This window comes from Pseudovibrio sp. M1P-2-3, from assembly GCF_031501865.1.
GTDB classification, from domain to species: Bacteria; Pseudomonadota; Alphaproteobacteria; order Rhizobiales; family Stappiaceae; genus Pseudovibrio; species Pseudovibrio corallicola.
In genome coordinates this window covers 248,870-274,595 of sequence record NZ_JARRCW010000001.1, presented here as the reverse complement: position 1 = coordinate 274,595, position 25,726 = coordinate 248,870, and the positions used below count along the sequence as shown (strand labels likewise).

At 50.2% G+C, this 25,726-nt stretch carries 26 protein-coding genes; 13 read left to right on the top strand and 13 right to left on the bottom strand.

Translation table 11 applies throughout. The features are described from left to right. Positions 1-211 precede the first annotated feature (211 nt). From P6574_RS01300 to cyoD, 6 genes are all read left to right on the top strand, one after another. Entirely contained in the window at positions 212-481 is a 270-nt protein-coding gene (locus tag P6574_RS01300) for a hypothetical protein (protein WP_310618598.1), read from the top strand. A 281-nt stretch (positions 482-762) separates the two neighbouring features. Then, on the top strand, positions 763-1,014 hold the full coding sequence (locus tag P6574_RS01295; protein WP_310618597.1) for a hypothetical protein: 252 nt from the start codon (positions 763-765) through the stop codon (positions 1,012-1,014). 320 nt (positions 1,015-1,334) lie between these two features. Beyond that, positions 1,335-2,252 (top strand): ubiquinol oxidase subunit II, encoded by a 918-nt coding sequence (gene cyoA / locus P6574_RS01290; RefSeq protein ID WP_310618596.1) that lies wholly within the window; start codon positions 1,335-1,337, stop codon positions 2,250-2,252. After that, on the top strand, positions 2,237-4,237 hold the full coding sequence (locus tag P6574_RS01285) for a cbb3-type cytochrome c oxidase subunit I (protein WP_310618595.1): 2,001 nt from the start codon (positions 2,237-2,239) through the stop codon (positions 4,235-4,237). The genes cyoA and P6574_RS01285 overlap by 16 nt, the downstream gene beginning before the upstream one ends. After that, positions 4,234-4,833, top strand: coding sequence for a cytochrome c oxidase subunit 3 (locus P6574_RS01280; RefSeq protein ID WP_310618594.1), 600 nt, complete (start codon positions 4,234-4,236; stop codon positions 4,831-4,833). Before P6574_RS01285 ends, P6574_RS01280 begins: the two co-directional genes overlap by 4 nt. Positions 4,834-4,845: 12 nt before the next feature. Then, positions 4,846-5,154, top strand: a complete 309-nt coding sequence (cyoD, locus tag P6574_RS01275; RefSeq protein WP_310618593.1) for a cytochrome o ubiquinol oxidase subunit IV — start codon at positions 4,846-4,848, stop codon at positions 5,152-5,154. Between the two features lie 75 nt (positions 5,155-5,229). Here cyoD and P6574_RS01270 read toward each other — a convergent pair whose 3' ends face one another. After that, positions 5,230-5,568, bottom strand: a complete 339-nt coding sequence (locus P6574_RS01270) for a hypothetical protein (protein ID WP_310618592.1) — start codon at positions 5,566-5,568, stop codon at positions 5,230-5,232. Positions 5,569-5,777: 209 nt separating this feature from the next. Between P6574_RS01270 and P6574_RS01265 the strand changes: the two genes are divergently transcribed. Continuing rightward, on the top strand, positions 5,778-6,953 hold the full coding sequence (locus tag P6574_RS01265) for a M20 aminoacylase family protein (protein ID WP_310618591.1): 1,176 nt from the start codon (positions 5,778-5,780) through the stop codon (positions 6,951-6,953). A gap of 256 nt (positions 6,954-7,209) precedes the next feature. Here P6574_RS01265 and P6574_RS01260 read toward each other — a convergent pair whose 3' ends face one another. Beyond that, positions 7,210-8,244 (bottom strand): aspartate-semialdehyde dehydrogenase, encoded by a 1,035-nt coding sequence (locus P6574_RS01260; RefSeq protein WP_310618590.1) that lies wholly within the window; start codon positions 8,242-8,244, stop codon positions 7,210-7,212. A gap of 572 nt (positions 8,245-8,816) precedes the next feature. Between P6574_RS01260 and P6574_RS01255 the strand changes: the two genes are divergently transcribed. Both P6574_RS01255 and P6574_RS01250 read left to right on the top strand, forming a co-directional pair. Continuing rightward, positions 8,817-9,317, top strand: coding sequence for a hypothetical protein (locus P6574_RS01255; RefSeq protein ID WP_310618589.1), 501 nt, complete (start codon positions 8,817-8,819; stop codon positions 9,315-9,317). 43 nt (positions 9,318-9,360) lie between these two features. Continuing rightward, complete coding sequence (locus P6574_RS01250; RefSeq protein ID WP_310618588.1) at positions 9,361-9,864, top strand: GNAT family N-acetyltransferase; 504 nt, start codon at positions 9,361-9,363, stop codon at positions 9,862-9,864. A 76-nt stretch (positions 9,865-9,940) separates the two neighbouring features. On the opposite strand, the gene P6574_RS01245 is transcribed toward P6574_RS01250, so the two are convergent. Continuing rightward, entirely contained in the window at positions 9,941-10,375 is a 435-nt protein-coding gene (locus P6574_RS01245) for a hypothetical protein (protein ID WP_310618587.1), read from the bottom strand. Positions 10,376-10,588: 213 nt separating this feature from the next. Next, positions 10,589-11,701, bottom strand: a complete 1,113-nt coding sequence (leuB, locus tag P6574_RS01240) for a 3-isopropylmalate dehydrogenase (protein ID WP_310618586.1) — start codon at positions 11,699-11,701, stop codon at positions 10,589-10,591. Positions 11,702-11,942: 241 nt separating this feature from the next. Between leuB and P6574_RS01235 the strand changes: the two genes are divergently transcribed. After that, positions 11,943-13,373: an APC family permease gene (locus P6574_RS01235; RefSeq protein ID WP_310618585.1), complete on the top strand. Its 1,431-nt coding sequence runs from the start codon at positions 11,943-11,945 to the stop codon at positions 13,371-13,373. Between the two features lie 74 nt (positions 13,374-13,447). Here P6574_RS01235 and P6574_RS01230 read toward each other — a convergent pair whose 3' ends face one another. Beyond that, complete coding sequence (locus P6574_RS01230; RefSeq protein ID WP_310618584.1) at positions 13,448-14,098, bottom strand: carbonic anhydrase; 651 nt, start codon at positions 14,096-14,098, stop codon at positions 13,448-13,450. Positions 14,099-14,212: 114 nt separating this feature from the next. Next, entirely contained in the window at positions 14,213-14,599 is a 387-nt protein-coding gene (locus tag P6574_RS01225) for a RidA family protein (RefSeq protein WP_310618583.1), read from the bottom strand. Between the two features lie 163 nt (positions 14,600-14,762). On the opposite strand from P6574_RS01225, the gene P6574_RS01220 reads away from it, so the two are divergent. Beyond that, complete coding sequence (locus tag P6574_RS01220) at positions 14,763-15,833, top strand: MaoC family dehydratase (RefSeq protein ID WP_310618582.1); 1,071 nt, start codon at positions 14,763-14,765, stop codon at positions 15,831-15,833. An 89-nt stretch (positions 15,834-15,922) separates the two neighbouring features. Continuing rightward, complete coding sequence (locus P6574_RS01215; protein WP_310618581.1) at positions 15,923-17,077, top strand: amidohydrolase family protein; 1,155 nt, start codon at positions 15,923-15,925, stop codon at positions 17,075-17,077. Positions 17,078-17,099: 22 nt separating this feature from the next. On the opposite strand, the gene P6574_RS01210 is transcribed toward P6574_RS01215, so the two are convergent. From P6574_RS01210 to P6574_RS01180, 7 genes are all read right to left on the bottom strand, one after another. Further along, positions 17,100-18,746, bottom strand: coding sequence for a U32 family peptidase C-terminal domain-containing protein (locus P6574_RS01210; RefSeq protein WP_310618580.1), 1,647 nt, complete (start codon positions 18,744-18,746; stop codon positions 17,100-17,102). A 138-nt stretch (positions 18,747-18,884) separates the two neighbouring features. Continuing rightward, positions 18,885-19,844: a LysR substrate-binding domain-containing protein gene (locus tag P6574_RS01205; RefSeq protein WP_310618579.1), complete on the bottom strand. Its 960-nt coding sequence runs from the start codon at positions 19,842-19,844 to the stop codon at positions 18,885-18,887. 436 nt (positions 19,845-20,280) lie between these two features. Further along, complete coding sequence (gene modC / locus P6574_RS01200) at positions 20,281-21,360, bottom strand: molybdenum ABC transporter ATP-binding protein (protein WP_310618578.1); 1,080 nt, start codon at positions 21,358-21,360, stop codon at positions 20,281-20,283. Then, positions 21,357-22,058, bottom strand: coding sequence for a molybdate ABC transporter permease subunit (gene modB, locus P6574_RS01195; RefSeq protein ID WP_310618577.1), 702 nt, complete (start codon positions 22,056-22,058; stop codon positions 21,357-21,359). The genes modC and modB overlap by 4 nt, the downstream gene beginning before the upstream one ends. Then, positions 22,055-22,870, bottom strand: coding sequence for a molybdate ABC transporter substrate-binding protein (gene modA / locus P6574_RS01190; protein WP_310618576.1), 816 nt, complete (start codon positions 22,868-22,870; stop codon positions 22,055-22,057). The genes modB and modA overlap by 4 nt, the downstream gene beginning before the upstream one ends. Positions 22,871-23,005: 135 nt before the next feature. Continuing rightward, complete coding sequence (locus P6574_RS01185; protein WP_310618575.1) at positions 23,006-23,830, bottom strand: tellurite resistance TerB family protein; 825 nt, start codon at positions 23,828-23,830, stop codon at positions 23,006-23,008. A 163-nt stretch (positions 23,831-23,993) separates the two neighbouring features. Next, positions 23,994-24,467, bottom strand: coding sequence for an Lrp/AsnC family transcriptional regulator (locus P6574_RS01180; RefSeq protein ID WP_310618574.1), 474 nt, complete (start codon positions 24,465-24,467; stop codon positions 23,994-23,996). A 121-nt stretch (positions 24,468-24,588) separates the two neighbouring features. Here P6574_RS01180 and hppD point away from each other — a divergent pair, with 121 nt between their 5' ends. Then, entirely contained in the window at positions 24,589-25,704 is a 1,116-nt protein-coding gene (gene hppD / locus P6574_RS01175; RefSeq protein ID WP_310618573.1) for a 4-hydroxyphenylpyruvate dioxygenase, read from the top strand. Positions 25,705-25,726 lie beyond the last annotated feature (22 nt).

The following is a 25,726-nucleotide window of genomic DNA, read 5'->3' as shown; positions in this document are numbered from 1 at the left end:
ATGCGTCCGCTGGAAATATGAAACTTTGCGTAAAACGCGGCAATGATACATGTCAGCCTTTTGAAGGTTACTGGAAATTTTCTGCAAAACACCAAACACGCCCGCTCCTGTTAAGGGTCTATAATTCTTAATTTCATTGGGGATTTGTTTCGAGTTTCCAGCTCACCTACTCTCATAACGTGTCTTATCAACAACCCCAAGGATACATGGAATGAGAACCGCAGGCCGTCTCCTAAGCCTTTCCGCAGCAGCTCTTTTTGCCCTCTCTAACGTGACATTTGCTTCCACTACATTTGTACTGGACCAGAAAGCTGCCCTACAAAATTCTGCTCAATCCCAGTTTATACAAGTGGCAGATAACAAGGAGCATAAGGACGACAAGCACGACAGTAATGGCCATGACAATGATGACAAGAAAGACGATCACCATGATAGCAGTGAGCACAAGTCAAAAGGGGACAAGCAAGGCGACTCCCATTAGCAAAAATTGAGTTGCCGTTCAGTCATGGAAACTACCTTCAAATAGTCATTGCACCGTTTCACACAAAACAGTCGCCCCCGTAAACACGGCACACCACATACATCCAAAGTAAAGCCGCTGAAGTTATGTGACACTTCAAGCGGCTTTAGCTTCCAGATTTACGAAAGAGCGCGCAGTCCTTAACGCTCCGTACCCCATAACTCTACAAGCTATTTGCGCTGATTTTCAGCCCCCCCTACTCTCAAAGCGTGTCTATCAGCAACCCTTCAAGGATACCAATAATGAAAAAGCTGAGAATCCTCCCAAGCCTTTCCGCTATAGCTCTTTTTGCCCTGCCCAATCTGGCAGTTGCGTCCAACGCGCCCACAGCTGAGCCAAAGGCATTCCTTCAAAATCCCTCATCCCAACTGCTGTTAAGCCAGTTGGAGGAGGATATCGACCGGATTGATGATAGCCATAGGGATAGAGACGAAGACAGAGATAGGGATGAAGACAGAGATAGAGATAGAGATAGGGATGACGGGCACGGATAAGAGCCTAAGGCTTCTCATAGAACGCACAAGCCTGCTTTCAAACGTAACTTAACATGACCAGTAGGAAACCGCTCACCCACCAACTTAACTGGTAACGCGCACTCCTGCAAAAGCCGCTGGATTCATTCCGCACTTCAGCGGCTCCACTATTTTAGTGAAAATAAATACACAGTAAATTACAAACAAAAATAACGCAAAGACAATAAACTCAAAACAATAGATTACCCAAAATATTTCAAAATATCTGAGCCACTTATCAAAATGATAAAATCAAATGACCTATACTGATAACAACAACCAAATAACAGTGCGCTGGTCAAATGAACAACAAATTAAACTACATTAAACTACTAGTTATTGTTGTCACTTTGTTTTTACTGGGGTCCTGCGCCCTGGGAAACGCCCCGATGATCGACACCAAAGGTCCTATCGCTGAAACACAGCGTAACCTTATGTACATCTCCCTCCTGATCATGTTGATCGTCGTCCTGCCAGTCTACATTCTGGCCTTCACATTCATCTGGCGCTACCGGGCCAAGGGCGGAAAGGGCGAACATCGGCCCGCTATGCCGACCTCTATTGCAATTGAGGCTGTTGTGTGGACAATTCCAGCCTTGATTATCGTAATATTGGGAACACTGGTGTGGGAATACACCCACAAGCTTGACCCCTACAAAAAACTTCAAAGCACCGCCAAACCAATCACCATTCAGGCTATCGCCCTCGATTGGAAGTGGCTCTTTTTATATCCCGAACAAGGCATCGGCGCTGTAAATGAGCTGGTCATTCCCAAAGGGCGCCCCATCACCATCGAGCTCACTTCCGATACGGTGATGAATTCCTTTATCATTCCCGCCCTCAGCGGTCAGATTTACGCCATGGCTGGCATGAAAACCGAGTTGAATATTCTTGCCAGTGAAGTCGGTAAGTTCCGCGGCCGCAATACCCAGTTCAGTGGCACCGGATACCCCTTGCAGTACTTTGATGCCATTTCACTGGATGCTGCCGATTTTGAAAAGTGGGTTGCAACTGTCAAAGGCATGCCCGAACAGCTCACCCACGAAATTTATGCGGATCTGGAAAAGCCCTCCATCGGCAACAAAGTAGAATACTTTTCCAGCACCCCATCCGAACTCTTCAATAGCATTCTCGCAAAATATGGAAACAACAGCTCGTGGCGCCCAAGCGCTCGGCAACAGCCCACCTGCGAAGGAGGTAAGCCATGCTTGGAAGACTAACATTTGATGCTCTCCCTTTCTATAGCGCCATTGCAGCTGGCGGAGCACTCATCACAGTTGGTGGAGCCGTCACTGTAATCGCCCTTATCACCTACTTGGGAAAATGGCGCTATCTATGGCAGGAGTGGCTCACAAGTGTGGATGCCAAACGCATCGGGGTCATGTATATCGTCCTAGCGATTATCATGCTTTTGCGCGGGTTTGTTGATGCACTCATGATGCGCGCCCAACAAGCCATTTCCTACCAAAGTCAAGGCTATCTTGACGGATCACACTTCGAGCAGATATTCACATCCCACGGCACCATAATGATCTTCTTTATGGCCATGCCGTTCCTCGTTGGCTTGATCAACATCGTCGTTCCGCAGCAAATCGGAGCCCGGGATGTCGCCTTCCCCTTCCTGAACTCCGTTAGCCTGTGGCTCACTGCAGCGGGCGCAGCATTGGTGATGGCTTCACTGGTAATCGGAAAGTTCTCAACCGCAGGCTGGACTGGTTACCCTCCCTATTCGGGAAGTTATTTCAGCCCCGGCGTGGGTGTTGACTATTGGATCTGGGCACTTTTGGTCAGCGGTGTAGGTAGTACGCTCACAGGTATCAATTTCATTGTTACTATTTTGAGAATGCGGGCTCCCGGCATGACGCTCATGCGGATGCCCTTGTTCACCTGGACCGCCCTTTGCACCAGCTTTTTGATAGCCTTCGCTTTCCCCGCACTCACCGTCGTTGCCATTATGTTGGGTCTGGACCGTACTTTCGGTTTCCACTTCTTCACCAACGAGCTTGGTGGCAACATAATGAATTTCATTAATATCATCTGGATTTGGGGACATCCGGAGGTATACATCCTCGTTCTGCCAGCCTTCGGAGTATTTTCCGAAGTGGTGGCAACATTCTCGCGCAAAAAGCTGTTCGGCTATGAATCTCTCGTTTATGCCACTGCCTGCATCACGATCTTGTCTTTCAGCGTCTGGCTACACCATTTCTTTACAATGGGCTCAAGCGCCAGCGTGAATGCTTTCTTCGGCATTATGACCATGATTATTGCCGTACCCACCGGGGTGAAAATTTATGATTGGCTCTTTACTCTCTATAAGGGCTCCATAGTCTTCCACACCTCCATGCTATACACCATCGGCTTCATGGTGACCTTTGTTCTGGGCGGCATGTCCGGCGTTCTTCTGGCCATTCCCCCAGCCGATTACATGATGCACAACTCCACATTCCTTGTCGCCCACTTCCATAATGTACTTATACCCGGAGCCCTTTTCGGCTTTCTGGCCGGTATGAACTATTGGTTCCCCAAAGCCTTTGGCTTCAAACTAAATGAATGGTGGGGCAATGTTTCCTTCTGGTGCTGGATGATCGGCTTCTATCTGGCCTTTATGCCTCTATATGTTCTCGGTTTCATGGGAATGACACGGCGTATGGCCCGCTATGAAGTCGCCGAGTGGCAACCATTGTTGATCATCGCAAGCATCGGCGCGCTGTTTGCTTTATGCGGCATCATCGCAATTCTGGTGCAGATTGGCGTCAGCTTCAGAGATCGCGAACAACTCAAGGACACCACTGGAGATCCTTGGGGTGGACGGACGCTGGAATGGCAAACAGCCTCACCTCCAGCCGAGTACAACTTCGCAGTTATTCCTAAGGTTCACGATCGTGATGAATTTTTCCTCCGAAAAGAACAAGGCAACGCCTACACAGCCCCACCCGTTTACCAAGACATTATCATGCCCCGAAAAACCGGTCTCGGCGTGATCATAGGTGGTGTTGGTTTCGTGTTCGGGTTTGCCTTCGTCTGGCATATCTGGTGGCTGGTCGCCCTCATGACAGTCCTGTCATTGTGCGCCGGTCTTTATCGTAGCTGGGCGGATGACCGTGAAGAAATCATTTCCGCAAAAGAAGTCGAACATTTTGAGACAGCCCGCCTGAAACAACTGGCTGCTGCAGGCCGTTTGAAGCCAATGGGAGAAGGCAATTGAGTGCAAAACTAGAAACACCTATTGAAGAGTTCGAGCATCACCAGCTTTCCAATCGGGAACTCGGTTTCTGGGTCTTTCTCATGACGGATGCCATCATCTTTTCCCTCTTGTTTGCAACCTATGTTGTGATGCTGGTTGGTACGGCAGGTGGTCCCACGCATAAGGATATCTTCGAGTTCGGTATCGCCTTTTGGGAAACCATGTTCCTGTTGACCTCGACCATGACATTCGGTTTTGCCTATATCTGTGCCACGCGCAATGACATCGGCAAAGCGGGTGTCTGGCTCATTGCTACCTTTATTTTGGGGGGCGGGTTTCTTACACTGGAACTAGTGGAGTTCGCCAGCCTCGTTGCAGCAGGGGCCGGCCCGACACGAAGTGGATACATGTCCTCGTTTTTTACGCTGGTAGGCACCCACGGTCTTCATGTCACCTTTGGCATGGTTGGCGTTTTGTTTTTAATCTTCCAGATGCTGTTTAAAGGTCTCACTCCGCTTGTTCGCTCACGATTGTTCCGGCTGGGCCTGTTCTGGCACTTTCTGGATATCGTCTGGATCGGTATTTTCTCGATCGTCTACCTTCCCGGTCTCATATAGGAGGTTTTACCTGTGTCATCCTCTACACATACAAACAAACCCTATATTCAGGGATACGTAATCGCGATGATATTAACGCTCATACCGTTTGGTCTGGTATGGATGTCTTCGTTCACTCTCATGACCACATTCTGGATTATAGCGATCTGCGCTGTCATACAGGTGGTCGTACATCTGCGCTTTTTTCTGGGCCTGTCTTTTCACGCAACGCCCGGAGATTACATGTTGACTATGCTTTTTGCCGCAATTCTGATTTTTATTATGATCGGCGGAAGTCTCTGGATTCTCTTCGACCTCCACCACCGAGGCCATGTATTGTAGGAGCCTGCACAGGCTCCCGGCAAAGCAGGGGCGTGAAAAGTTCTGCGTCCACGCCCCTGCTTTCACAAGTCCCCTCTAATTGCTGGAGCTAATGGTCAAATTATTTCCATCAGGTGACAGCGTAAAATTCGGATTGCTGCCGGACTGGCTCCAGCCGCCACTCGTGGAGGATGTGCTGGTACCATCACTATCCGCACCACTTGAAGAGGGGGCAGTGTAAACAAACACGGCCACATTTCCGTTCACAATTGCCGTTACGCTGGTGATCTTGTCCGAATCCAAAGAGCAGCTGTCATAGCTATGCCCATACAGAAGGTCAGGAGAATTAATCTGCACGCTTTCCAGATTAAGTGTCCAGCTTTGCGCACTGCCGGTTGACGACGTATTTGATAAAATCACATTGTATATTGTCATTGGAGCCTCCTTAAAACACGGTCTTCCCCCTCTAAGACGAGCAATCGAGGGTTTCGTGAGGCTCCAACGTTCGAGCGGCACGCACTCTTTGCAAAACCGAAAACCTCCAAAGGCTGGTTTTAAGCGGGTCGGCAATGTGCTTTAAATATGGGAGGACACGCCCAGACAGTCGTCCGCAACTATCTTCATCTGGTTCAGGAGCACGCCCTATGCCAATCTTTGATTTTTCACCGGACTTCCTCAAGGAACTCACTGTTTGGCGGCGGGACTTCCACCAGCACCCAGAGTTATTATATGACACTCACCGAACGGCGGCGCGGGTTGCCGAGCTGCTGACAGACTTTGGGCTGGATGATGTAACCACCGGCATTGGTAGAACGGGGGTCGTTGGTACCATCTTAGGTCACAATGGCGGGGCTGGTAAAGTCATCGGCCTGCGGGCGGATATGGATGCCCTGCCCCTACAGGAAATACCAGGCAAGGAATGGATCTCCAAAGTGGATGGCAAGATGCATGCCTGCGGCCATGATGGCCATACGACAATGCTGTTGGGCACTGCCAAGTACTTAGCAGAGAACAGAAACTTCTCGGGAACCGTTGTGGTCATTTTCCAGCCAGCGGAGGAAGGCGGGGCAGGAGCCAAAGCCATGATTGATGATGGTTTGATGACCCGCTGGCATATCGAGGAGGTTTATGCTTTGCATAATTTACCGGATCTTCCAGTAGGGGAATTTGAAATCTGCTCAGGCCCGATCATGGCCTCCTCCGATGACTTTTATTTAACTATCCATGCAAAAGGCGGACATGCCGCCATGCCTCATGAGGCAGTTGACCCTATTTTTATTGGCTCTCAAATCGTCATGGCATTGCAAACTCTGGTAAGCCGGATTTGCGATCCTCTGGATGCCGCCGTACTTTCAATAACCACATTCCAAGCGGGTTCGGCCACCAATATTATTCCGGAAAGCGCAACATTATCAGGCACCGTACGCACCTTGAGCCCCCAAGCTCGGGAGATCATTCAAACCCGAATGAAAGAAGTCATCAATAGCCTGTGCGAGGCGCACAATGCGCGGGCAAACTTCACCTACGAGATTGGATATCCGGTCACCGTCAATCACCCGGTTCAAACAGAACTTGCCGTATCCGTAGCAGCTCAAGTGGCGGAGTCTCCAGATAGGGTGAATAACCAGATGAAACCTGTTATGGGTGCAGAGGACTTTTCATTTATGCTGGAGGAAAGACCGGGCGCTTTCATTTTTGCTGGAAACGGAGACACCGCCAGCCTGCATAATCCGGCCTATGATTTCAACGACGAACTCACCCCCTATGGCTGCGCCTATTTCATCAATCTGGTTCATGCAGCATTGGGGAATGAGAGATAAAAAAGGCGTGGCCACTTGCATAGCCACGCCCATATTACATTCACTTAGAGTATATCGCCGAAAAGTGGATACCGGTTTTCGGTCAAAGATACGCGACTAAACAATAGATTAAAGCAGTGAGCTGTTTCAATAAAACGTCTCGCTGCTTTAGACTACTTGAATTAGAGCACGTTGCGTTCATTCGCTCGCACTCTAACTTTTATATATTTAAGCGAATTCTTGTCGTTTGATTGAATCCAATCAAACGGAACGCGCTTTAAGCGGCGGCCTTCTTTGGCTCGATCAAACCACGGTTTACCAGAACCTCGGCGATCTGCACGGTGTTAAGGGCAGCACCTTTGCGCAGGTTGTCAGAAACAACCCAGATGTTCAGGCCGTTCTCAACAGTTGCATCCTCGCGGATACGGGAGATGTATGTAGCGTCTTCCCCTGCACTCTCGTAGGGGGTGACGTAACCACCATCCTCTTGCTTGTCGACAACCAGACAACCGGGCGCTTCACGCAAGATATTACGGGCTTCCTCAGGTGAGAGCGGATTTTCAAACTCGATATTCACACTCTCGGAATGGCCAACAAACACAGGCACGCGAACGGCTGTACAAGACACCTTGATTTTTGGATCAAGGATCTTCTTGGTTTCAGCCAGAACCTTCCACTCTTCCTTGGTGTAGCCATCTTCCATGAACTCGTCGATGTGTGGAATGACGTTGAAGGCAATGCGTTTTGGGAACTTCTGCGGCTCGATCGGATCGCTCACAAACACAGCACGTGTCTGGTTGAACAGCTCTTCCATCGCGTCTTTACCGCCGCCGGAAACGGACTGGTACGTGGACACAACGATGCGCTTGATGCCAGCAGCTTCATGCAGCGGAGACAGAGCAACAACCAACTGAGCGGTGGAGCAGTTGGGGTTGGCGATAATGTTCTTCTTGGTGAAGCCTGTAATATCATCCGCATTCACTTCAGGAACGATCAGCGGCACATCCGCATCATAACGCCAAGCCGAGGAGTTATCGATGACAATACAGCCCTTTGCGGCAATTTTGGGAGCCCACTCTTTGGAGATAGAGCCACCAGCAGACATGATACAGATATCCGTATCAGAGAAGTCGTAGTTCTCCATGGCTTTCACTTGCAGTGTTTTATCACCAAAAGAGATATCGGTTCCCTGAGACCGGCGGGAGGCAAGCGCTACAACTTCATCAGCCGGAAAACCCCGCTCTGCGAGAATGTCCAGCACTTCGCGCCCTACATTGCCTGTTGCACCTGCAATAGCAATTTTAAAACCCATGAATTTCGTCCTTCTCGTCTCCCCCCATCACTCTTCGGAGGCATTCGCTTCCGGTGAGCTCTCTGGCCCCCTCCGTCCCGGGAGGAGTGCGGGAAAGAGAAGTACCGTCAGGCGGTCGTCTTGGTCGTAGTTGTGATAGAGGTTTTGCGTTTAAGCGTACCCATAGCGAAAGATACAGTCATCCCTTTGAAGGACGCTGGCATCATTTCTACAATGTTGGACCGCAGTTGGGCCATTGGTACAATCTCTCAAACTAACATCGAAAATGTTCTCCCTTCTTTGCCCGCTCACCTTTCTCATGTCAACTCCCTTACCAAAGCTCTGTGCCAATCATCGGAGCAAAATTGAGTTTTTTCATGGCACGAGACGCTCCAAACTCCAGTCTTTCCAACCACTCAAGGCCCACGCAATTCAAATCATGAATATTCCTCAACATGCCTTCAAGGTATTGGCGACAGAACGGCGTACAAACAAAATGTAGAAAACAACTACTTATGCACTTCACTTAGGCCTTGTGCCTGTGAGACATTACACCCCCAACATGAATGCCCTTTAAAAATAAAGTAGAAAACGTGCCGGATCTATTCAATTACGTGGTTGGCCTTGCCAGCCAGTTGCAGGCGTCCTTTATAACGGACCTTTTTAGAACCTATGACTGGTTCTATCCGCTGATAAACATTCTACACCTTTTTGGCATGGCAATATTGTTTGGCGCTCTGGTTCCTCTGGACCTGAGAATGATGGGGCTCTGGCGCTCCATCCCGCTTTATGAGCTTGCCCGCGTTCTGGTACGCGTTGCTCTGGCGGGTGGAATTCTTGCAATTGCAAGCGGTGTTTTTCTGTTGGCTGTCAAAGCAAAAGTTTACGTAGATTCGCCCATTTTCTGGGCCAAGGCAGGTTTTCTCATCCTCGCCCTGATCAACGCAATTACACTCAGGTTTGTAACAGCATGGCGATACCTGCCCAAAGTAGATTCCCGCGGCACCATCTCCCGTTTCCGCTGGGCAGGTTTCATCTCTCTTTTTTCTTGGAGCTCCGTCATAATCTGCGGTCGCTACTACGGCTACTTTTAGGGTACACTTGCCACAAATAGCCATAAAAGAAGCTAGGCACCCTATGATAATCCGAGTGGAACACCCTAAAGATCATACAGAAATTCGAGATCTTGTTTATGAAGCATTTGAGGATAACCCTCATCGCGAGCCCGGCACACCGCCAACAGAGCCCGAAATTCTGGAACAGCTGCGTTCCCACAAAGCGTTAACCTTGTCTCTGGTTGCCGAACAGGACGGCCAGATCATCGGGCACGTTGCCTTTTCTCCCGTCACAATAAACGGACAGGATCTGGACTGGTTCGGCCTAGGCCCCGTTGCGGTTGCCTACCTTCACCGAACCAAAGGAGTTGGTGCCAAGCTTATCAGGAAGGGATTGGAAATCCTGCGAAATGACGGGGCCTCCGGCGTGGTTGTGCTGGGCGACCCTGACTACTATCAAAAATTCGGGTTCAAACCCGATAGGCGACTTTACCTTGCAGATGTTCCACAGGAGTATTTCATGATGCTAGCTTTCGAAAAAGACCTGCCTGAAGGCGAAGTGGCTTATCATCCGGCATTCAACTAGATCACCCTCCCTCATTTGCACGTAAAGACAACAGACGAAAACACCGTAAGGTGCTTCAAGAAAGCACCTGATGGCTTTAATTGGCCCGTACGTATACCGCCTCGTTGGTGAAGGAGCCCACATCAAGCAAGTGAACGGTCTGCTCTACAACGAGGTGCTGGCCAGTGTCATCAATCTGGCGCTTGGCGCTCATGATCACCAGTCCGTTTTTCTTGGCCTCTGAAGTCAAGGTGTGGCTGTCATCAAACACCAAAGAGAGAGTATCTGCGAAGGAGTTCGGGGGCATCGGGCGGTCGATACCATCTGGAATACCCGAAAAATTCGCCTCAAGCGTATCTCCGGCCCCTTCAACGGTTTTCATAAAAAAGCCAACCTCGCCATCCTTTTCGGCGATCTTCAAGCTTCCACCCAGAGGCACTTCTCCCTGTTCATAGTGAGACTGGTCAGGGTCCAGAATCCACATGCCCAGAAAAGGTATTAGACGTTCATCCATCAGCTCAGGCTTTCCCATTACAGTGTACCTTTTACAATGTGCCCACAGGGCTTCTAAAAGATACACACGAAACAAAAAATTAAAGCGGTGAAGTATGTCCTTAACACATCTCACCGCTTAAAATTCGAAATTAGCAAGCCTTATGCAGCAGGAGCATAGCGAGTTCAACTGTTGATCCTCGCATACCCATAAAAGGGCACAGCAACAGTGCTATACCCTTTGTGTTTGCGGTTACGCAGCCAGCGCACTCAGCTCGGCAACAATGGCATCACCCATCTGCGCTGTAGTCACTGTTGCTTCGCCTTCACCGGCGATATCCTTGGTCCGCAGGCCTTTGTCCAGTGCAACGGAGACAGCCTTTTCAAGCAAGTCAGCCTCTTCAATCATCTGGAAGGAATAACGCAGCGCCATTGCAAACGAGGCGATCATGGCGATCGGGTTTGCAGCGCCCGTTCCCGCGATATCCGGGGCAGAGCCATGCACTGGTTCATAAAGCGCCTTGCGTTTGCCGCTTGCTGCATCAGGCGCACCTAAAGAAGCAGATGGCAGCATACCCAGCGAGCCGGTCAGCATTGCAGCAACATCTGAAAGCATATCCCCGAACAGGTTGTCAGTCACAATCACATCAAACTGCTTTGGCCAGCGCACCAGCTGCATACCGCCAGCATCAGCAAGCATATGCTCCAGTTCAACGTCTTTGTATTCAGCCTCATGGGTAGCGCTCACCACCTCGTTCCAAAGAACACCGGACTTCATGACATTGCGCTTTTCCATGGAGGTGACTTTGTTGCCGCGAGTACGGGCAAGGTCAAAGGCAACACCTGCAATGCGTTCGATCTCATAGGTGTCGTAAACCTGCGTATCAACCGCGCGCTTCTGGCCGTTTTCCAGCTCGGTAATCGTTTTTGGCTCACCGAAATACACACCGCCCGTCAATTCGCGAACGATCAGGATATCCAGCCCTTCGATAATGTCCTTCTTGAGAGACGATGCATCCGCAAGAGCCGGATAACAAATGGCCGGCCGCAGGTTTGCAAACAAACCAAGATCTTTGCGCAGGCGCAGCAAACCAGCCTCAGGGCGCACCTCATAGGGCACATCATCCCATTTTGGCCCACCAACAGCGCCAAATATCACAGCATCCGCCGCGGCGGCTTTGGTCATATCTTCTTCGGAAATAGAAACACCATGGGCATCATAGGCACTTCCGCCCACAAGCCCTTCATCATATTCAAAGGAGGCTCCACCGCGCTCATTGAACCAGGAAATGACTTTTTTCACTTCCTCCATGATTTCGGGGCCAATGCCGTCACCGGGAAGCAGAAGCAGTTTATTTGCAGACATGGGTTTGTGTCGCCTTCGTAAATGAAAATCTGTGTTTTATTAGTGCAAGGTTTCGGCAGTTTTATCAACTGAACAGCGCTCCATTTAACCTCAACGATCCTTTCACAGCCCTCAACTATTCGTGTTCACTTGGGTAATATTCGCGTAGCTTAAGCTTCAAGACACTCCCAAATCTAGCAGCTAGCCCCGCGAGCGAATTCAGCTAGCATTCACACGAGGGCACACGCTTTAGGGAGCAAGAATGGCGGAGCAAAGCGAGCCGCAGCATAAAATTGGTCTGGTGCCTCTTGTCCTTATGACAACCGCCCTGTTCATGACCCTGCGCAACCTGCCCATGATGGCCGAAACCGGCATGCAGATGCTGATATTGAACACAATTACCGTATTCGCCTATCTCATTCCGACAGCCTTGATTTCGGCGGAGCTGGCAACGGGTTGGCCCCAAAACGGGGTATTTCATTGGGTGGAGGCGGCGTTCGGCACGCCCGTCGGCTTCATTGCCGTTTTCCTGCAATGGGTTCAGAGCATATTTGGCGTCACTTCAATTGTTGCATTCGCCGCTGCCTCTTTTGGGCAGATGATCAGCCCTGAGCTCGCCACAAACCCCTATTTCTTATTTTTCACAATTCTCTCCCTTTACTGGGGGGCCACCCTTGCAAATTTCAAAGGGACCAAAATCTCGGAGCGCATTTCCAGTGTGGCGGTGGTGGTCGGCGTCTATTTCCCTTCGCTCCTGTTAATTCTGGCGGGGGCCACCTACGCGCTTCTGGGCGGAGAGATTCAACTGGACACTTCTTTCACGCTCTCCAACTGGGTTCCAAGTCTGGAGAGTACAAACAGCCTCGTGCTATTCATGAGTTTTGTTTTCGGTTTTGTGGGGATCGAGGTCTCAGCCTGCCATGCGCGGGAGGTCAAAGACGTTCAGAAGAACTACCCCACCGCCATTTTCATCGCCGCTATCTTTGGCTTTGTGGTCACGCTGCTGGGAGGCGCAGCGGTGTCGTTTATTCTCCCCGCCTCGCAAATCTCTTCTATCAGCGGCTCCTTGCAAGCCTTCTCCGCCTACTACAGTTTTTTTGAATTAGGCGCTTTCATCACAATCACGGCATTTCTGGTCGGCCTTGGCGCAACGGGGCAAGTCAGCACGTGGATAGTGGGACCGGTCAAGGGTATGTGGGCAGCAGCCCAGCGGGGGCTTTTGCCTGAGCGTTTTGCCAAAACCAATGAAGTCGGTGTTCCGGCGGCACTGCTTGTTCTGCAAGCCACGCTCATCTCGATCATTGCAGTGAGCTTTCTTTTTGCCGACAACGTTGACCTTGTCTTTCTGGTGCTCACATCAGTTGCGGTGCTGCTGTACTCCATCATGTATATAGTGATGTTTATCGCGGCGATCCGCCTGCGCTACACACATCCTGATACACCGCGTCCCTATAAAGTGCCCGGAAAAAACTGGGGGATTTGGGTTTTAGGGGGCATCGGTGGCCTCACAGCCAGCACTTGCTTTGCCATTGGCTTCCTACCGCCCGAAGGCTTGCCCCTCTCCCTGTTCCGCTTTGAAACCACAATGGTTATCGCCACACTTCTTGCCCTGATCATTCCACTTGGCATCTGGGCTTCAAGGCGAGAAAAGCTGTCCAGTATTCCAAAGGTTTCACCGGACAGAACTCTGTGAAAGGGACCATCCTGCATTCTTAGCAAACAAGGAGACCTGCTCAGCGCCTCCCTGTCCATATTTAAAGCACCTGCTTATTTCAAAAAATTGTCAGCCATTTCGAACTGTTGCGTTTCCGGATTCATGATCCGCAGTTCACCGGCTCCTATATCAAACCACGCACCATGCAAATTCAACGCCCCTTCCTTCACCTTTCTCGCAATAAAAGGAAAACCCATCAGGTTCTTCAAACTTTGGCGAACACCAGCATATTCCATACCCAGCTGCGGGTCCTCGTTCACCTCCACAGGCGTACACGCCAATGAAACGGCAGCGGGCTCCAGCAGTTTGATCCACGGCCCAATGAAGTGGCCTGTATCTTCAAGGTGCCCCCCATTTTCGCGGAAGGCCTGTACACCACCACACTTGCAGTGCCCCATGATGATAAGGTGCTCCACCCTCAGGTTGTTCACTGCATATTCAATGGCAGCACTGGTTCCATGGTTTCCCGGTTCACCTTCATAGGGAGGAACAAGGTTGGCAACATTTCGCACAACAAACAAGGAGCCCGGTCCGGCATTGAAAATGCCTTCCGGCGTCACCCTGCTGTCGCAACAGGAAATCACCATCACCTTGGGCTCTTGCCCATAAATTGCGAGGTGCTCATAGTCTTCTCGCAGTGCACTATAAGTGGTGTCTTTATAGTTTTTATAGCCGTCGAGGAGTTCCTGCGGAAATTCTGCCATTTGTTCTGTTCTTCCCAAGTGACCTGTTACACACCTTGAAAATAGTTGGAGCACTCCCCGTATTCAACGGGGAATGCTCAATTTTTACAATCGAATAGCCCGTGAAGTATTATTTTAGGATTTTCGCTGCGCTGTCACTTCGATCTCTACCTTCATCTCTTCCTTGATAAGGTCGCAGATCACCATGGTCGCAGCGGGCCGGATATCGCCAAAGTACTCGCCAAGGACAGCAAAGACAGCATCCACATTGGCCCTGTCTGCTACATAATATCTGGCGCGCACCACTCCATTCAAGGAGGCTCCTTCCCCTTCCAAAACCTTCTTGATTGTTTCAAGACAGTTTGCAGTCTGGGCAGCCACATCCTCAGGCATGGTCATGGTGCTGTAATCATACCCCGTTGTTCCCGACACGTGAATATAGTCGCCTTGAACAACCGCTCGGGAATAGCCCGCAACTTTTTCAAAAGGAGAACCGGAGGAAATAAGTTTACGCTCAGTCATAGGACGCTCCATTAAATAAGGCAGGTTGTTCCTAACACCCTTTCCAGCAAAAGAACACCAGCGTGTGCCTTCAAAAAAGACCCCGCCAAAGGTGCAAGTTGCGGCCCTAATTTTCTTCATGTTCAATGGCGCAAATCATAAGTTAAGCGGAAGGTCCGATTGAATGGCACAAGAGAAGCACACCGGAAAAACAAACACTGGTAATTTCTTTGAGGATTTTGCTGTTGGCCAAACCATTCGGCACGGAACGCCGCGTACCATAACCAAAGGCGATGTGGCCCTTTATACAGCGCTTTATGGCTCCCGCTTTGCAGTCCAGTCCGCTGATGCATTTGCCGGAGAAATCGGCTACCCGAAAGCACCAGTAGATGACATGCTGGTATTCCATATCGTCTTCGGCAAAACAGTTCCCGATATCTCCCTAAATGCAGTTGCCAATCTAGGATACGCCGAAGGACGCTTCCTGAGCCCCGTCTATCCCGGAGATACCCTGTCTTCTCAATCAGAAGTAATCGGGGTTAAGGAAAACTCAAACGGCAAAACCGGCGTGGTTTATGTGCGCTCCTCCGGCTATCGCTCCGATGGAACAAAGGTTCTGGAATATGTTCGCTGGGTGATGGTGAAAAAACGGGATGTAAACTCCCCAGCTCCAGAACCTCAGGTACCAGAGCTGGAAAAATCTCTGACAGCAGAAAAGCTGGGCAAAGCAGTTCCCGGGCTTTCCATGAACGCTTGGGATTACGCACTGTCCGGCTCCCCTTTCACCTTTGGTGATTACAATGTGGGTGAAAAAATCAACCACGTGGATGGGATGACAGTGGAAGAGGCCGAGCACCAGATTGCCACACGCCTCTACCAGAACACAGCCAAAGTACACTTCAACCAACACAGCGAAAAAGACAGCCGCTTTGGAAAACGCCTCATCTATGGCGGCCATGTGATCTCTCTTGCCCGCGCCCTCTCCTTTAACGGTTTGGGCAACGCGTTCCACATTACCGGCATCAATGGTGGACGCCATGTGGCGCCGTTATTTGCCGGAGACACGGTGTATGCATGGAGCGAGGTGCTGGACAAGCAGCTCATTAAAGGGCGTGATGATATCGGAGCCCTGCGCCTGCGCCTTGTGGCAACCAAAGACCAGACCTGTGAGAATTTTCCGCTCAAAGATGAAGAAGGAAAGTACCACAATGGGGTTATTCTGGACTTCGACTACTGGGCTGCATTGCCCCTTTAGACAATCTTGGATTGCCCCTGATTTATCAGGGGCGACACCCTCTTTTGTAAGATAGACAATTCCAAGCATCTTTGTGCTGAGGGGGCAATATGTCGAAATCGAAGATCGAGATTATTAATTGCCATAGTCATCTGTTCACTCTCAAACACGTTCCGGACCGCTTTTTACCCTTCGGCCTCAGCCGCATTCTGGATCACATCATTTTCCAAAAGCAGGTTCTCTGGCTTCTGCGGCTGCTTTCCTTCGGGCACACCAAAAGCCTGTTGGCCAGATACGCGAATTTTCTTGAAATCGGCGGAAAGGATACGCAGGAGGAAGTCTACAAGGTTTTAAACTCCTATTACCCCAAGAACACCCGTTACATTGTCCTGCCTATGGATATGGCATGGATGGAGGCTGGAAAGCCTCCCGTCTCCCTTGAAGAACAGCACAAGGAGCTGGCAGAGCTCGCCCTTAAGGAAAAAGGGCTCCTCCTTCCCTTCATTGCAGTAGATCCACGCCGACAACGCATTGGCGGGCAAAGCCTGACAAAGATGGTGGAGGAGCTTCTGGATTACAAACATGACGATGGCATCACCGTGTTTAAGGGGATTAAGCTTTATCCGCCTCTGGGCTATTTGCCAGATGACCCTGCCTTGAGCGAACTTTGGCACTTGTGTGAAGAAAAAAGCCTCCCTCTCATGACCCATTGTTCCAAAGGGGGGATCAAATCACGGGCTTTAAGCTGGGACACAGCCGCAAGCTACGCCGATCCAGACCACTTTATACCCGTTTTAAGAAAGCACCCGAACCTACGCCTGTGCCTTGCCCATATGGGCGGGCAAACGGACTGGCAGCGCTACTTTCAGGCCCCCTCCAGCAGACGCCCTGCGCCGCTGGACGCTCCCGCGCACGAGCGGGCTCACATGAACTGGCTCAGTAAAATCATGCAGATGATTGAAAGCCAGCAGTTTCCCAACCTATATACCGACATCTCCTACACGGTGTTTTATATCCGCCAGAACATGCCCTCTCTCAAGATTTTTCTGCTCAACGATGTCCTGCGCAGCAAAACCCTGTTCGGGTCGGATTTTTATATGAGCGAGCGTGAGACTTTTGAAGAGCGATATCTTTCCATGAAGCTGCGCTCCGAGCTAGGCGAGAAAACCTATCGGCAAATTGCCTGCCAAAACCCCTTGGATTATCTGGGACTTCAAGGTGAGGCGGAATGCAAAAATACCGCTGGTCAGAAACCAGCGGCATAACATATTGAAACCGAGACGCTGATTAGCTCACTTCGTGCTTCAACGCATTGCGTTCCAGCATTTCACCCTGCTTTTTACTCTTGAGGACTTCACGAGCTTTTTCAAACTGTGGATCTTCCCAGAACATCATGCATCCATTGCAACCACGGCCACAGCAGCCTTCCAAGCCAAGACGCGGTGATTTTGGTGTCTTGTCCTGCAGGCCCTCAGAAATAGCGTCGATCAGTTTTCCGCGCTGTGTCTCATACTTGCTTTGCTGGGCCTGTGTCGCTTCACCCCGCGCCTCAATGCGCTCAGAAACACGGTCCAACTTCAAGCGGTTCCACTGCTCTGCTGTCAGCGGCTTTTCTTTGCGCACCACGGTATTCTCCGGGAAGCGTTCCTTAAAGGTGGAGGCATCATCTTGATCAAACAGGGAGAACGGAATGCGTACAGTTGGCTGCGCCCCAGCGTGCACAACATCTGTCACCTCACCGTTCTTTGCATTTTCAAATTCATAAATGCGTAGCAGAACAGAGTTTTCTGACATAGGCTGCATGAACTCCAGCACTTCGCCCGCAGAAATCTTATTTTTCACTTTCATATAGAAAGCTTCGTCTGTTACTTTTTCAATGAGACCAGCAAACTCCCATTCACCAATGGAATGTGTATCTTCATAGTTATGGGCGAAATTATTCAACCGGCCATCATGGAAAGCTGTCGTGTAACCGCGGTTCGCCACACTATACATTTCATCCATATATTTCTTGGGATCCCAGTTGTCCGGGTCGGCATAGTAGTCATCAATTGCCTGCCTGTAAGCCCTTGCAACAACAGCCACATAATACATGGACTTACCACGGCCCTCCACTTTCAATGAATCCACGCCAATGCGCAGGAAATCATTCAGTTTGGGCATCAGGCACAAGTCTTTAGAGTTAAGGATATAAGAACCGCGACCATCTTCCAGAATTGGCATCAGCTCGCCGGGACGACACCCTTCTTCCAGAAGGAACTCGAACATATCGATGTTGTCTTCGGTCAGTTCCAACTCATTAATGGTTCCATCTTTCATGCGCATGCGCACTTTATAGTTCCAGCGGCAAGAGTTGGCGCAGTTGCCCTGGTTGGCACCGCGCTCGGCCATGAAGTTGGAAAGCAGGCAGCGACCGGAGTAGGTCATGCACATGGCCCCGTGCACAAACGCTTCCAGACGGATATCGGGACACTTCTCTCTGATCTCGGTAAGCTCGGGGAAAGAAACCTCGCGGGCCAGAACCACAAGGTCGGCGCCCTGCTCTTTCCAGAAGTCAACGGACAGCCACGAGCATACGTTGGCCTGCGTTGAGATATGCAGCGGCACGTTCGGCAGTTCCTTGCGCATGAACTGGAACACACCAGGATCGGCAATAATCAATCCGTCCGGATTAATATCGCGAATCGTATTGGCATATTCCTTCAGTTTAGGAACGTCCTTGTTGTGGGAGAACAGGTTCAGCGTCAAGTAAACGCGCTTTCCGTGTTTATGCGCAAACTCGATGCCTTCAACAACTTGTTCCAGCGTAAACTCTGCCTTTGTGCGCAAGGACATGTCAGGCGTACCAAGGTAAATGGCATCTGCCCCGTAAAGGACAGCAATTTTCAATTTCTGCAGGTTTCCTGCAGGCATCAGTAGTTCAGAGCGATTCATTGGCGACCTTTTCGCGGCCCTCAATTGCAATGGACGCAGACGTCAAAACATTGCAAGAGACCGGTTACCGACAAGCAGTTTAATTATTAAGTTAAGCTGCTTTTATTCGATAAAAGTCAGGAGAGCTAGAAAAATATTTTAGGCAGGCTCCAGCTCCGCGTTCTCCTTATGCTCTGCATTTTTGGCAGGCTGTTCGGCTTTCATCGCTCTTGGTTTCACAACCATCTGCCCTTCAACCCATTCACAGAATCGTTGCACTTGCGGAGCCCCTTCCCTTTTGGGGTTCCACGTAAGCGAAAACCCGCTACCGCTGCTCTGATATTCGGGAAACAAGGGAACAAGCTGGCTCTCATTTTCCATATCATAGCTAAGAACGCTTGATTCAAGAACAATGCCAAAACCATGCACGGCCGCCTCTACGGCAAGTGCAGAACATCTGAATGTCATGACCTCATTGAGGCCTGAAGGCTCCACACCCGCTTCTTGCAACCAGATTTCCCAAGAGATCGGACAATACACACTCTTAATCAACGGCAACGCGACCAAATCCGCAGGCTTTTTGGGATATCCGGTTTTTTCCAGAAGTTTGGGTGAAATGAGCGGGCGAAATTTCTCCCGCCCCAAACTAATCGCCTTCATGCCCTGCGGCAAGCTATCCGTTCTACAAATATCAATATCGTACTGGCCGTCATCCAGTGCATAATCCATATACATACTTGCGATGGACAACGTGATTTCCGGGTTCTGGCTTTGAAAAGAAGACAAACGCTTGAGCAGCCAGGTTCTGGAAAAGCTGGGTATACAATGGATGGACAAGGTATCCTTGTTTCCCACACTCTCCAGCGTTTTGGTTGCCGAAGAAATCCGGTCAAAGGCAATCGAGATTTCCGCAGAGTATCGATGGGCAGCCGCAGTGGGAAAAACCGCTCTAGAGCGTCTTTCAAACAACTCCATTCCCAAATGGTCTTCCAGCGCTTTCAGCCTGTGGCTCACGGCGCTTGCCGTAATCGATAGCTTTTGGGCCGCTGAAACGAGACTCCCAGTATCCATTACAGCTCGAAAAGCTACAAGTGCATTCAATGGAGGTAAACGGGTCATAAACAGCCTTAGATTAAATAAGTGTTCTCATAATCCTCACAAGGCGTATCACAATAAATCTATTGATAAAACACCCCCGTTTTCGCCATTTCCCTTAACGTAATTATCAATAATCACGCAGCATACATATGAGCTAACAAAGACTTACCAAATTCAATAACCAATAAACTCACTAAGTATTCTTTAAATAATCATGATATAATTTACATTATTCATTAAATTGACAAGTAGCAACAAATAATAATTTATACATAGAGTTATTACTCTAGTGCAAATTGAACATTAAACGATTAAATTTTACAATTACCTATCTTTGATTGCAGGTAGAATAAGTGAATAATGATTACCTATTCTGCACCTGATCACAAAAATGTGAACAAGCATCACTTAACAATTTATAACTACTCTAACCAAAGAGACACAGTGCTCGGCCTCGTTATACCGCAAGGTTTTGCGAAAGGGCTGCGCTTTTGATCATTGCATAGATTTTCTGCCCTTCTCGCAGGCCCAGCTCATTTGCCGATTGTCTGGTCACGCGCGCGCGCAAAGATTGCTGCTCCAGCTTGCACAGAACTTCCATGTGGGCGTCATCCACGCCCTTAATAGAGGCAACCTGAACCGCCATTGTATTTCGCAAGGATGTGCCTTCCACCAAACGGTGCGATAAAATTACATCCCGTGCATTCACATGCAAACGCACGCTTGTTCCTTGGGCGACATCCAGTTTGGGGAGCTGGATTTGAGCACCTTTCAGCAAAATGGTTGTAAGGGCCCATGTCTGGTCTGTCTCGCCCACCTTGCCTACTAACAGGCTTCCCTTGTCCGCCCCTTTCAGCACAGGCCCCAGATCATGGGTAGACAGAATTTCCTCAAAGGGGCCGAAGGCGACTGTTTTCCCCTCGTCCATGAGCAAAATACTGTCTGCAAGCTGTTCAATCTCAGGCAGCGAGTGGCTCACGTAAAGCATGGGCAGCTTCAGCTCCCGCTTGAGCCTTCCAAGAAACGGAAGAAGTTCCCCTCGCCGCCGTTCATCAAGAGACGACATGGGCTCATCCATAATCAGGATTTCAGGACGGCTAAGCAGTGCACGGCCAATGGCAACCCGTTGCTGTTCCCCACCCGAAAGGTGATGGGGGCTGCGACCTAGAAGGTGGCCTATGCCCAGCAGGTCCACAACCTGTGTAAACTCTTGTTTGGTTGCCGAACGTTTACCCCAGCGACCAAACCTCAAATTAGCGGCCACTGAAAAATGAGGAAACAGCCGCGCTTCTTGAAAAACAATGCCCAGACGGCGGCGTTGAATAGGAACGTTCACTCTCTTTTGCGCATCAAACACGGTGCGTCCGTTGAGACGCACATACCCCGTCCGCGGTTTTTCAAGGCCACTGATCATGCGCATGAGGCTGGATTTACCGGAGCCGGAAGCCCCAAAAACGGCGCTCACACCACCTTCGCTTTCAAAGTGGGCGGAAATGGAAAAGGTGCCAAGTTGCCCGCCAATAGAAACCTCAATCATGTTTTCCCCCGTATCCGCTTGGAGATAATGCGGGCAAGCACTTCTGAGAGGATAAGGGCAGTGGCGGAAAGCGTCACTGCGATCATAGCAAGGCGGAAAACAGCTGCTTCGCCATCTATCCCTTGCATCTGTGTATAAAGTGCCAGTGACAGGTTGCGGGTCTCCCCCGGTATGTTGGAGACAAAGGTAATCGTGGCCCCAAACTCCCCAAGCGCCTTTGCAAAGCCCAGAACCAAACCGCTTAATATCCCCGGCAGGGCAAGCGGCAAGGTCACCAGAAGAAATGTCAAGGCCCGCGATGCGCCTAGCGAGCGGGATGCCTCCTCCAGTTTCTGGTCAGTACTTTCAAAGGCAAGCTTGATGGGGCGCAAGATCAATGGAAACGCCATAACACCAGCTGCAAGCGCAGCCCCTGTCCAGCGAAAGGCGAACGTCAGGCCAAAATATTCTTCAAAAAAGATACCGAGCGTCCCTTGCCGCCCAAACAAAAGGAGAAGCACATAACCCGTCACCACCGGCGGCAGTACGATAGGCATGTGTGCGAGCGCGTTGACCATTGCTCTACCGGGGAAATTCCAGCGCGCCAAAGCGTAACCCGCAAATAATGCAGGCGGCAGCGCGAATGCCATTGCAAGCGCTGCAATCTCCACCGAAAGGCGCAGGGCCTCCCATTCAGCAGGCGTTAAAAATTCACTCAAGGCTGCCCTGCTCCAAAACCCAGTTTAAAGAAGATCGCCTGCCCCTCTTTGCTTTCCATAAACGTCAAAAACGTATGTCCCTGCGGCTTGGCATCCAAGGTGAGGGCTGCGTAAATCTCGATGGGGTCATGACTTGAATTGGGAAATGTTCCAACCACACTCACGCCCTTCTCAATCAAGGCATCCGTACGGTAGACAATCCCCAGCGGCACTTCCCCCCGCGCAACGGCAGCAAGCGCAATACGTACATTGTCCATGGGGGCAAGCCGGTTTTTAAGCCCATCCCATTCACCAAGGCTCTGAAGGGCCTGCTTGGCATAACGGCCTGCCGGAACAGTTTGCGTCTCACCAACCGCGAGCCGTCCATCCCCAAGGACTGCCGCAATATTATTAAGCGGGAAAGGGAGTTTTGGTTCCTGTCCTTTGGGCGCCACAAGCACCAACTCGTTTGTGGCAATGACGTGAATGCTGGACGCCTGAACGCTGCCTTTTTCCTTAAGAAACTGCATCCATTCCCTGTCGGCCAGCACCACCACATCCGCCGGAGCCCCTTGCATCACCTGTCGCGCAATCAACGGCGATCCTGCAAACACGAAGCGGGGAGGCTCATTACCTTTTAGTGCGAAGGCTTCGCCCGTCCTTTCCAGAGCATCTTTCATGCTGGAAGCGGCAAAGACCATCGTAGCATCTGCTTGAGATGCCTGCGCGCCTGTCAGAACTGGAGAAGAAAACAGAGCCGCACAACAAAGACCCACTACGCCAAGTAAGTGAACAGGCCAATCCAGATGAAAGCGTTTAGGTGCAAAACCCATAAATGACCCCTAGAAATGATAGGCCTCAATAGACATGGGTGACCATTTCACTAATTGCGTGGGCAGGCAAGCCTGCACACACTAAAACTAGGGGGCATTGTAAAATAGAAGTATCAAGGTACTGAAACTTACACCCTACCCCGCCATTTGCGCTTGCGCTACAGCCTTATCTATCTCGGAGATAAAGCCTTCTTCCAGATTAAGGCGCGCGGCCAGCATCATCAGGTAGGCTTTTTCCGCCGGATCATTGGGCTCAATGGTCATGCGCGAGACAGTGTAAAGTTCGGCTGCCAGCTCCGGCGTCGTAGCGGACTGCACAACACGATCAATATCAAGAGGCGCCCGCATTTCATCCATAATGAAGGCTTTGGCTTCCATACCAAGGTTTGCTTCGTCAATACGGTCAAAAATACGCTTTTGCTCCTGCGCATCAATATGCCCATCCGCTTTGGCTGCCTGTATCATGGCCGTTATCAACGACATGGACAAATGCTCTTCACTGTTTGCGCAGTTATGAGGGTCAAACGCGGTGCCACCCACTTCCGGTAAATCCTCTGCCGTACGGTTGAACGGGTTTTGGCCCTGCGCCGCACTTGGTCCCTGCGGGGGTACAGGTGGCAGTACTTTGCCTTGCATGGGCTGGGCTTGTCCGCCACCATCACTTTGCGGATTGTTCTTGTTGGCCTGATAGCTTTGGTAGGCTTTATATGCCAAGCCGCCGACTAGCGCCAAACCGCCCACCTGAACAGCTTTTTTTCCAATTTTATGGCCTTTTTTCGAACCAAGGAGCATACCGGCAAGCCCGCCAGCCATTGCGCCGCCCGCCAAACCACCCGCATTATTTTGCAGGTACTGTTTACCTTTCTGCGCAAAATCTCCGGCCTGATTTCCCAGATCTTTCCCACCCAGTGACTGGCCTGCACCTAGAAATTGATCGAGCAGCTGTTTTGTATTTATCATTGTCGCTTCCTTGGCTATCCGTTCTACTTAATGATGGTATCGAATAGAGGCCGCTTCAAGGTTAAATCCAGTAATATCTAGGAGATAACAGAAAAAATTGTAACCAAATGTCGTTAAGCTTACATTTATAAAAGTTTTACTTCAAACCAACATAGTTTGACTGTCACAATAGCGGCAACTGGTTGGATTTTTTCAATGCATCCATGGCAATTGAAGAGCGTACATTTTGAACCGCCTCATGGGGCAATAATTCCTCATTTATGATTTTGTTCAGCTCTTTTAAGTCCCTTGCGCAGACCTTGAGTAAATAATCAAGATCCCCCGTCATTGCATAGGCCTCCTGAACGCAGGGCAGGCTTTGAACCAGTCGGTAAAAGTGCTTAGCATTCTGTCGGTTATGGGTTGCAAGGGAAACCCCGACAAAGGCCACCACATCAAACCCAAGAGCCTCCGCTACAAGGTCTGCCCGATACCGGCGAATGACGCCCTTCATCTCCAGCCGCTGCCGCCGTCTGGAGACTTGTGAGGCAGACAAGTGAATACGACCACCCAGTTCCTGGTTCGTTAAGCTTGCATCTTCTTGAAGAATCGCAAGAAGTTTTAAATCAAAACCATCTAGGTCAATAGTTTCATGCATGTTTAACATGCTAAACGCAAAATTCGTGCATCACTAGTCTTTTTTGGGGTGTCTTTGCACAAACATCCCGTAGGTTTAGCGCCACAATGGAGATCCACTTAACTTCGGGAGGAAGTGAAAGATGGGTCCATTTCCCCATGATGCCCCAGCGGCCAAGATTGATGAGAATAATCCAGCCGGTCTAGACGGGTTTGAATTTGTTGAATTTGCACATCCAGAACCAGAAAAACTGGACACCCTTTTCAGGCGTATGGGCTATATACCTGTTCGCAAACATAAAACCAAAAATATAGTTCTCTATAAGCAAGGCGACATCACCTATATACTCAATGCAGAACCCGATAGTTTCGCCATGCGTTTTACCGAAAAGCATGGCCCCTGCGCCCCCTCCATGGCTTGGCGTGTGGTAGATGCGGAACACGCTTTCAACCACGCAATTGCCAAAGGGGCAACGCCTTATACAGGCACTGATAAATCCGTAAACGCGCCCGCCATTAAAGGCATAGGTGGCTCTCTGCTTTATTTCATCGACAAATACTCTCAGGAAAGAAGTGTATATGATTGGGATTTTAACTGGATCGCCAGCAGCGACCCAACCCCAGAAGGCGTAGGCTTTTACTATCTGGATCACCTCACCCACAATGTTTACCGCGGCAACATGGACAAGTGGTGGGCGTTCTACCGGGAACTGTTTAACTTCAAGCAAATTCACTTCTTTGATATTGCCGGAAAAATCTCTGGTCTATACTCGCGCGCTATCACCTCGCCATGCGGCAAAATTCGCATTCCCATCAACGAAAGTGCGGACGACCACAGTCAGATTGAAGAATACTTGAAGAAATACAGAGGCGAAGGCATCCAGCACATCGCAGTGGGAACGGAGACCATATATGACGCCACCGACAAGCTCTATGGTAATGGTCTGCGCTTCATGCCCGGACCGCCGGATACTTACTATGAGCGCTCCCGTGAGCGGGTCAACGGGCACTGCGAGCCTGTTGAGCGTATGAAACGGCACGGTGTTCTCATTGACGGCGAAGGAGTTCTGGAGGGCGGAACTACAAAGATCTTACTCCAGATCTTCTCAAAAACCGTCATCGGCCCGATCTTTTTCGAATTCATTCAACGCAAAGGGGATGAGGGCTTCGGGGAAGGCAACTTCCGGGCATTGTTCGAAAGTATCGAAGAGGATCAAATCAGACGCGGCGTCCTCACCAGTGAAACCGCGAGTGCATAAAAACAAATTGGGGGCAGCCTGC

What these genes read in the sequence shown, in the direction of transcription:
- P6574_RS01300 (WP_310618598.1), top strand. Translation starts at nt 212, where the DNA reads ATGAGAACCGCAGGCCGTCTCCTAAGCCTTTCCGCAGCAGCTCTTTTT.
- P6574_RS01295 (WP_310618597.1), top strand. Translation starts at nt 763, where the DNA reads ATGAAAAAGCTGAGAATCCTCCCAAGCCTTTCCGCTATAGCTCTTTTT.
- cyoA (WP_310618596.1), top strand. Translation starts at nt 1,335, where the DNA reads ATGAACAACAAATTAAACTACATTAAACTACTAGTTATTGTTGTCACT.
- P6574_RS01285 (WP_310618595.1), top strand. Translation starts at nt 2,237, where the DNA reads ATGCTTGGAAGACTAACATTTGATGCTCTCCCTTTCTATAGCGCCATT.
- P6574_RS01270 (WP_310618592.1), bottom strand. Translation starts at nt 5,568, where the DNA reads ATGACAATATACAATGTGATTTTATCAAATACGTCGTCAACCGGCAGT.
- P6574_RS01265 (WP_310618591.1), top strand. Translation starts at nt 5,778, where the DNA reads ATGCCAATCTTTGATTTTTCACCGGACTTCCTCAAGGAACTCACTGTT.
- P6574_RS01260 (WP_310618590.1), bottom strand. Translation starts at nt 8,244, where the DNA reads ATGGGTTTTAAAATTGCTATTGCAGGTGCAACAGGCAATGTAGGGCGC.
- P6574_RS01250 (WP_310618588.1), top strand. Translation starts at nt 9,361, where the DNA reads ATGATAATCCGAGTGGAACACCCTAAAGATCATACAGAAATTCGAGAT.
- P6574_RS01245 (WP_310618587.1), bottom strand. Translation starts at nt 10,375, where the DNA reads ATGGGAAAGCCTGAGCTGATGGATGAACGTCTAATACCTTTTCTGGGC.
- leuB (WP_310618586.1), bottom strand. Translation starts at nt 11,701, where the DNA reads ATGTCTGCAAATAAACTGCTTCTGCTTCCCGGTGACGGCATTGGCCCC.
- P6574_RS01235 (WP_310618585.1), top strand. Translation starts at nt 11,943, where the DNA reads ATGGCGGAGCAAAGCGAGCCGCAGCATAAAATTGGTCTGGTGCCTCTT.
- P6574_RS01230 (WP_310618584.1), bottom strand. Translation starts at nt 14,098, where the DNA reads ATGGCAGAATTTCCGCAGGAACTCCTCGACGGCTATAAAAACTATAAA.
- P6574_RS01225 (WP_310618583.1), bottom strand. Translation starts at nt 14,599, where the DNA reads ATGACTGAGCGTAAACTTATTTCCTCCGGTTCTCCTTTTGAAAAAGTT.
- P6574_RS01220 (WP_310618582.1), top strand. Translation starts at nt 14,763, where the DNA reads ATGGCACAAGAGAAGCACACCGGAAAAACAAACACTGGTAATTTCTTT.
- P6574_RS01215 (WP_310618581.1), top strand. Translation starts at nt 15,923, where the DNA reads ATGTCGAAATCGAAGATCGAGATTATTAATTGCCATAGTCATCTGTTC.
- P6574_RS01210 (WP_310618580.1), bottom strand. Translation starts at nt 18,746, where the DNA reads ATGAATCGCTCTGAACTACTGATGCCTGCAGGAAACCTGCAGAAATTG.
- P6574_RS01205 (WP_310618579.1), bottom strand. Translation starts at nt 19,844, where the DNA reads ATGACCCGTTTACCTCCATTGAATGCACTTGTAGCTTTTCGAGCTGTA.
- modC (WP_310618578.1), bottom strand. Translation starts at nt 21,360, where the DNA reads ATGATTGAGGTTTCTATTGGCGGGCAACTTGGCACCTTTTCCATTTCC.
- modA (WP_310618576.1), bottom strand. Translation starts at nt 22,870, where the DNA reads ATGGGTTTTGCACCTAAACGCTTTCATCTGGATTGGCCTGTTCACTTA.
- P6574_RS01185 (WP_310618575.1), bottom strand. Translation starts at nt 23,830, where the DNA reads ATGATAAATACAAAACAGCTGCTCGATCAATTTCTAGGTGCAGGCCAG.
- P6574_RS01180 (WP_310618574.1), bottom strand. Translation starts at nt 24,467, where the DNA reads ATGCATGAAACTATTGACCTAGATGGTTTTGATTTAAAACTTCTTGCG.
- hppD (WP_310618573.1), top strand. Translation starts at nt 24,589, where the DNA reads ATGGGTCCATTTCCCCATGATGCCCCAGCGGCCAAGATTGATGAGAAT.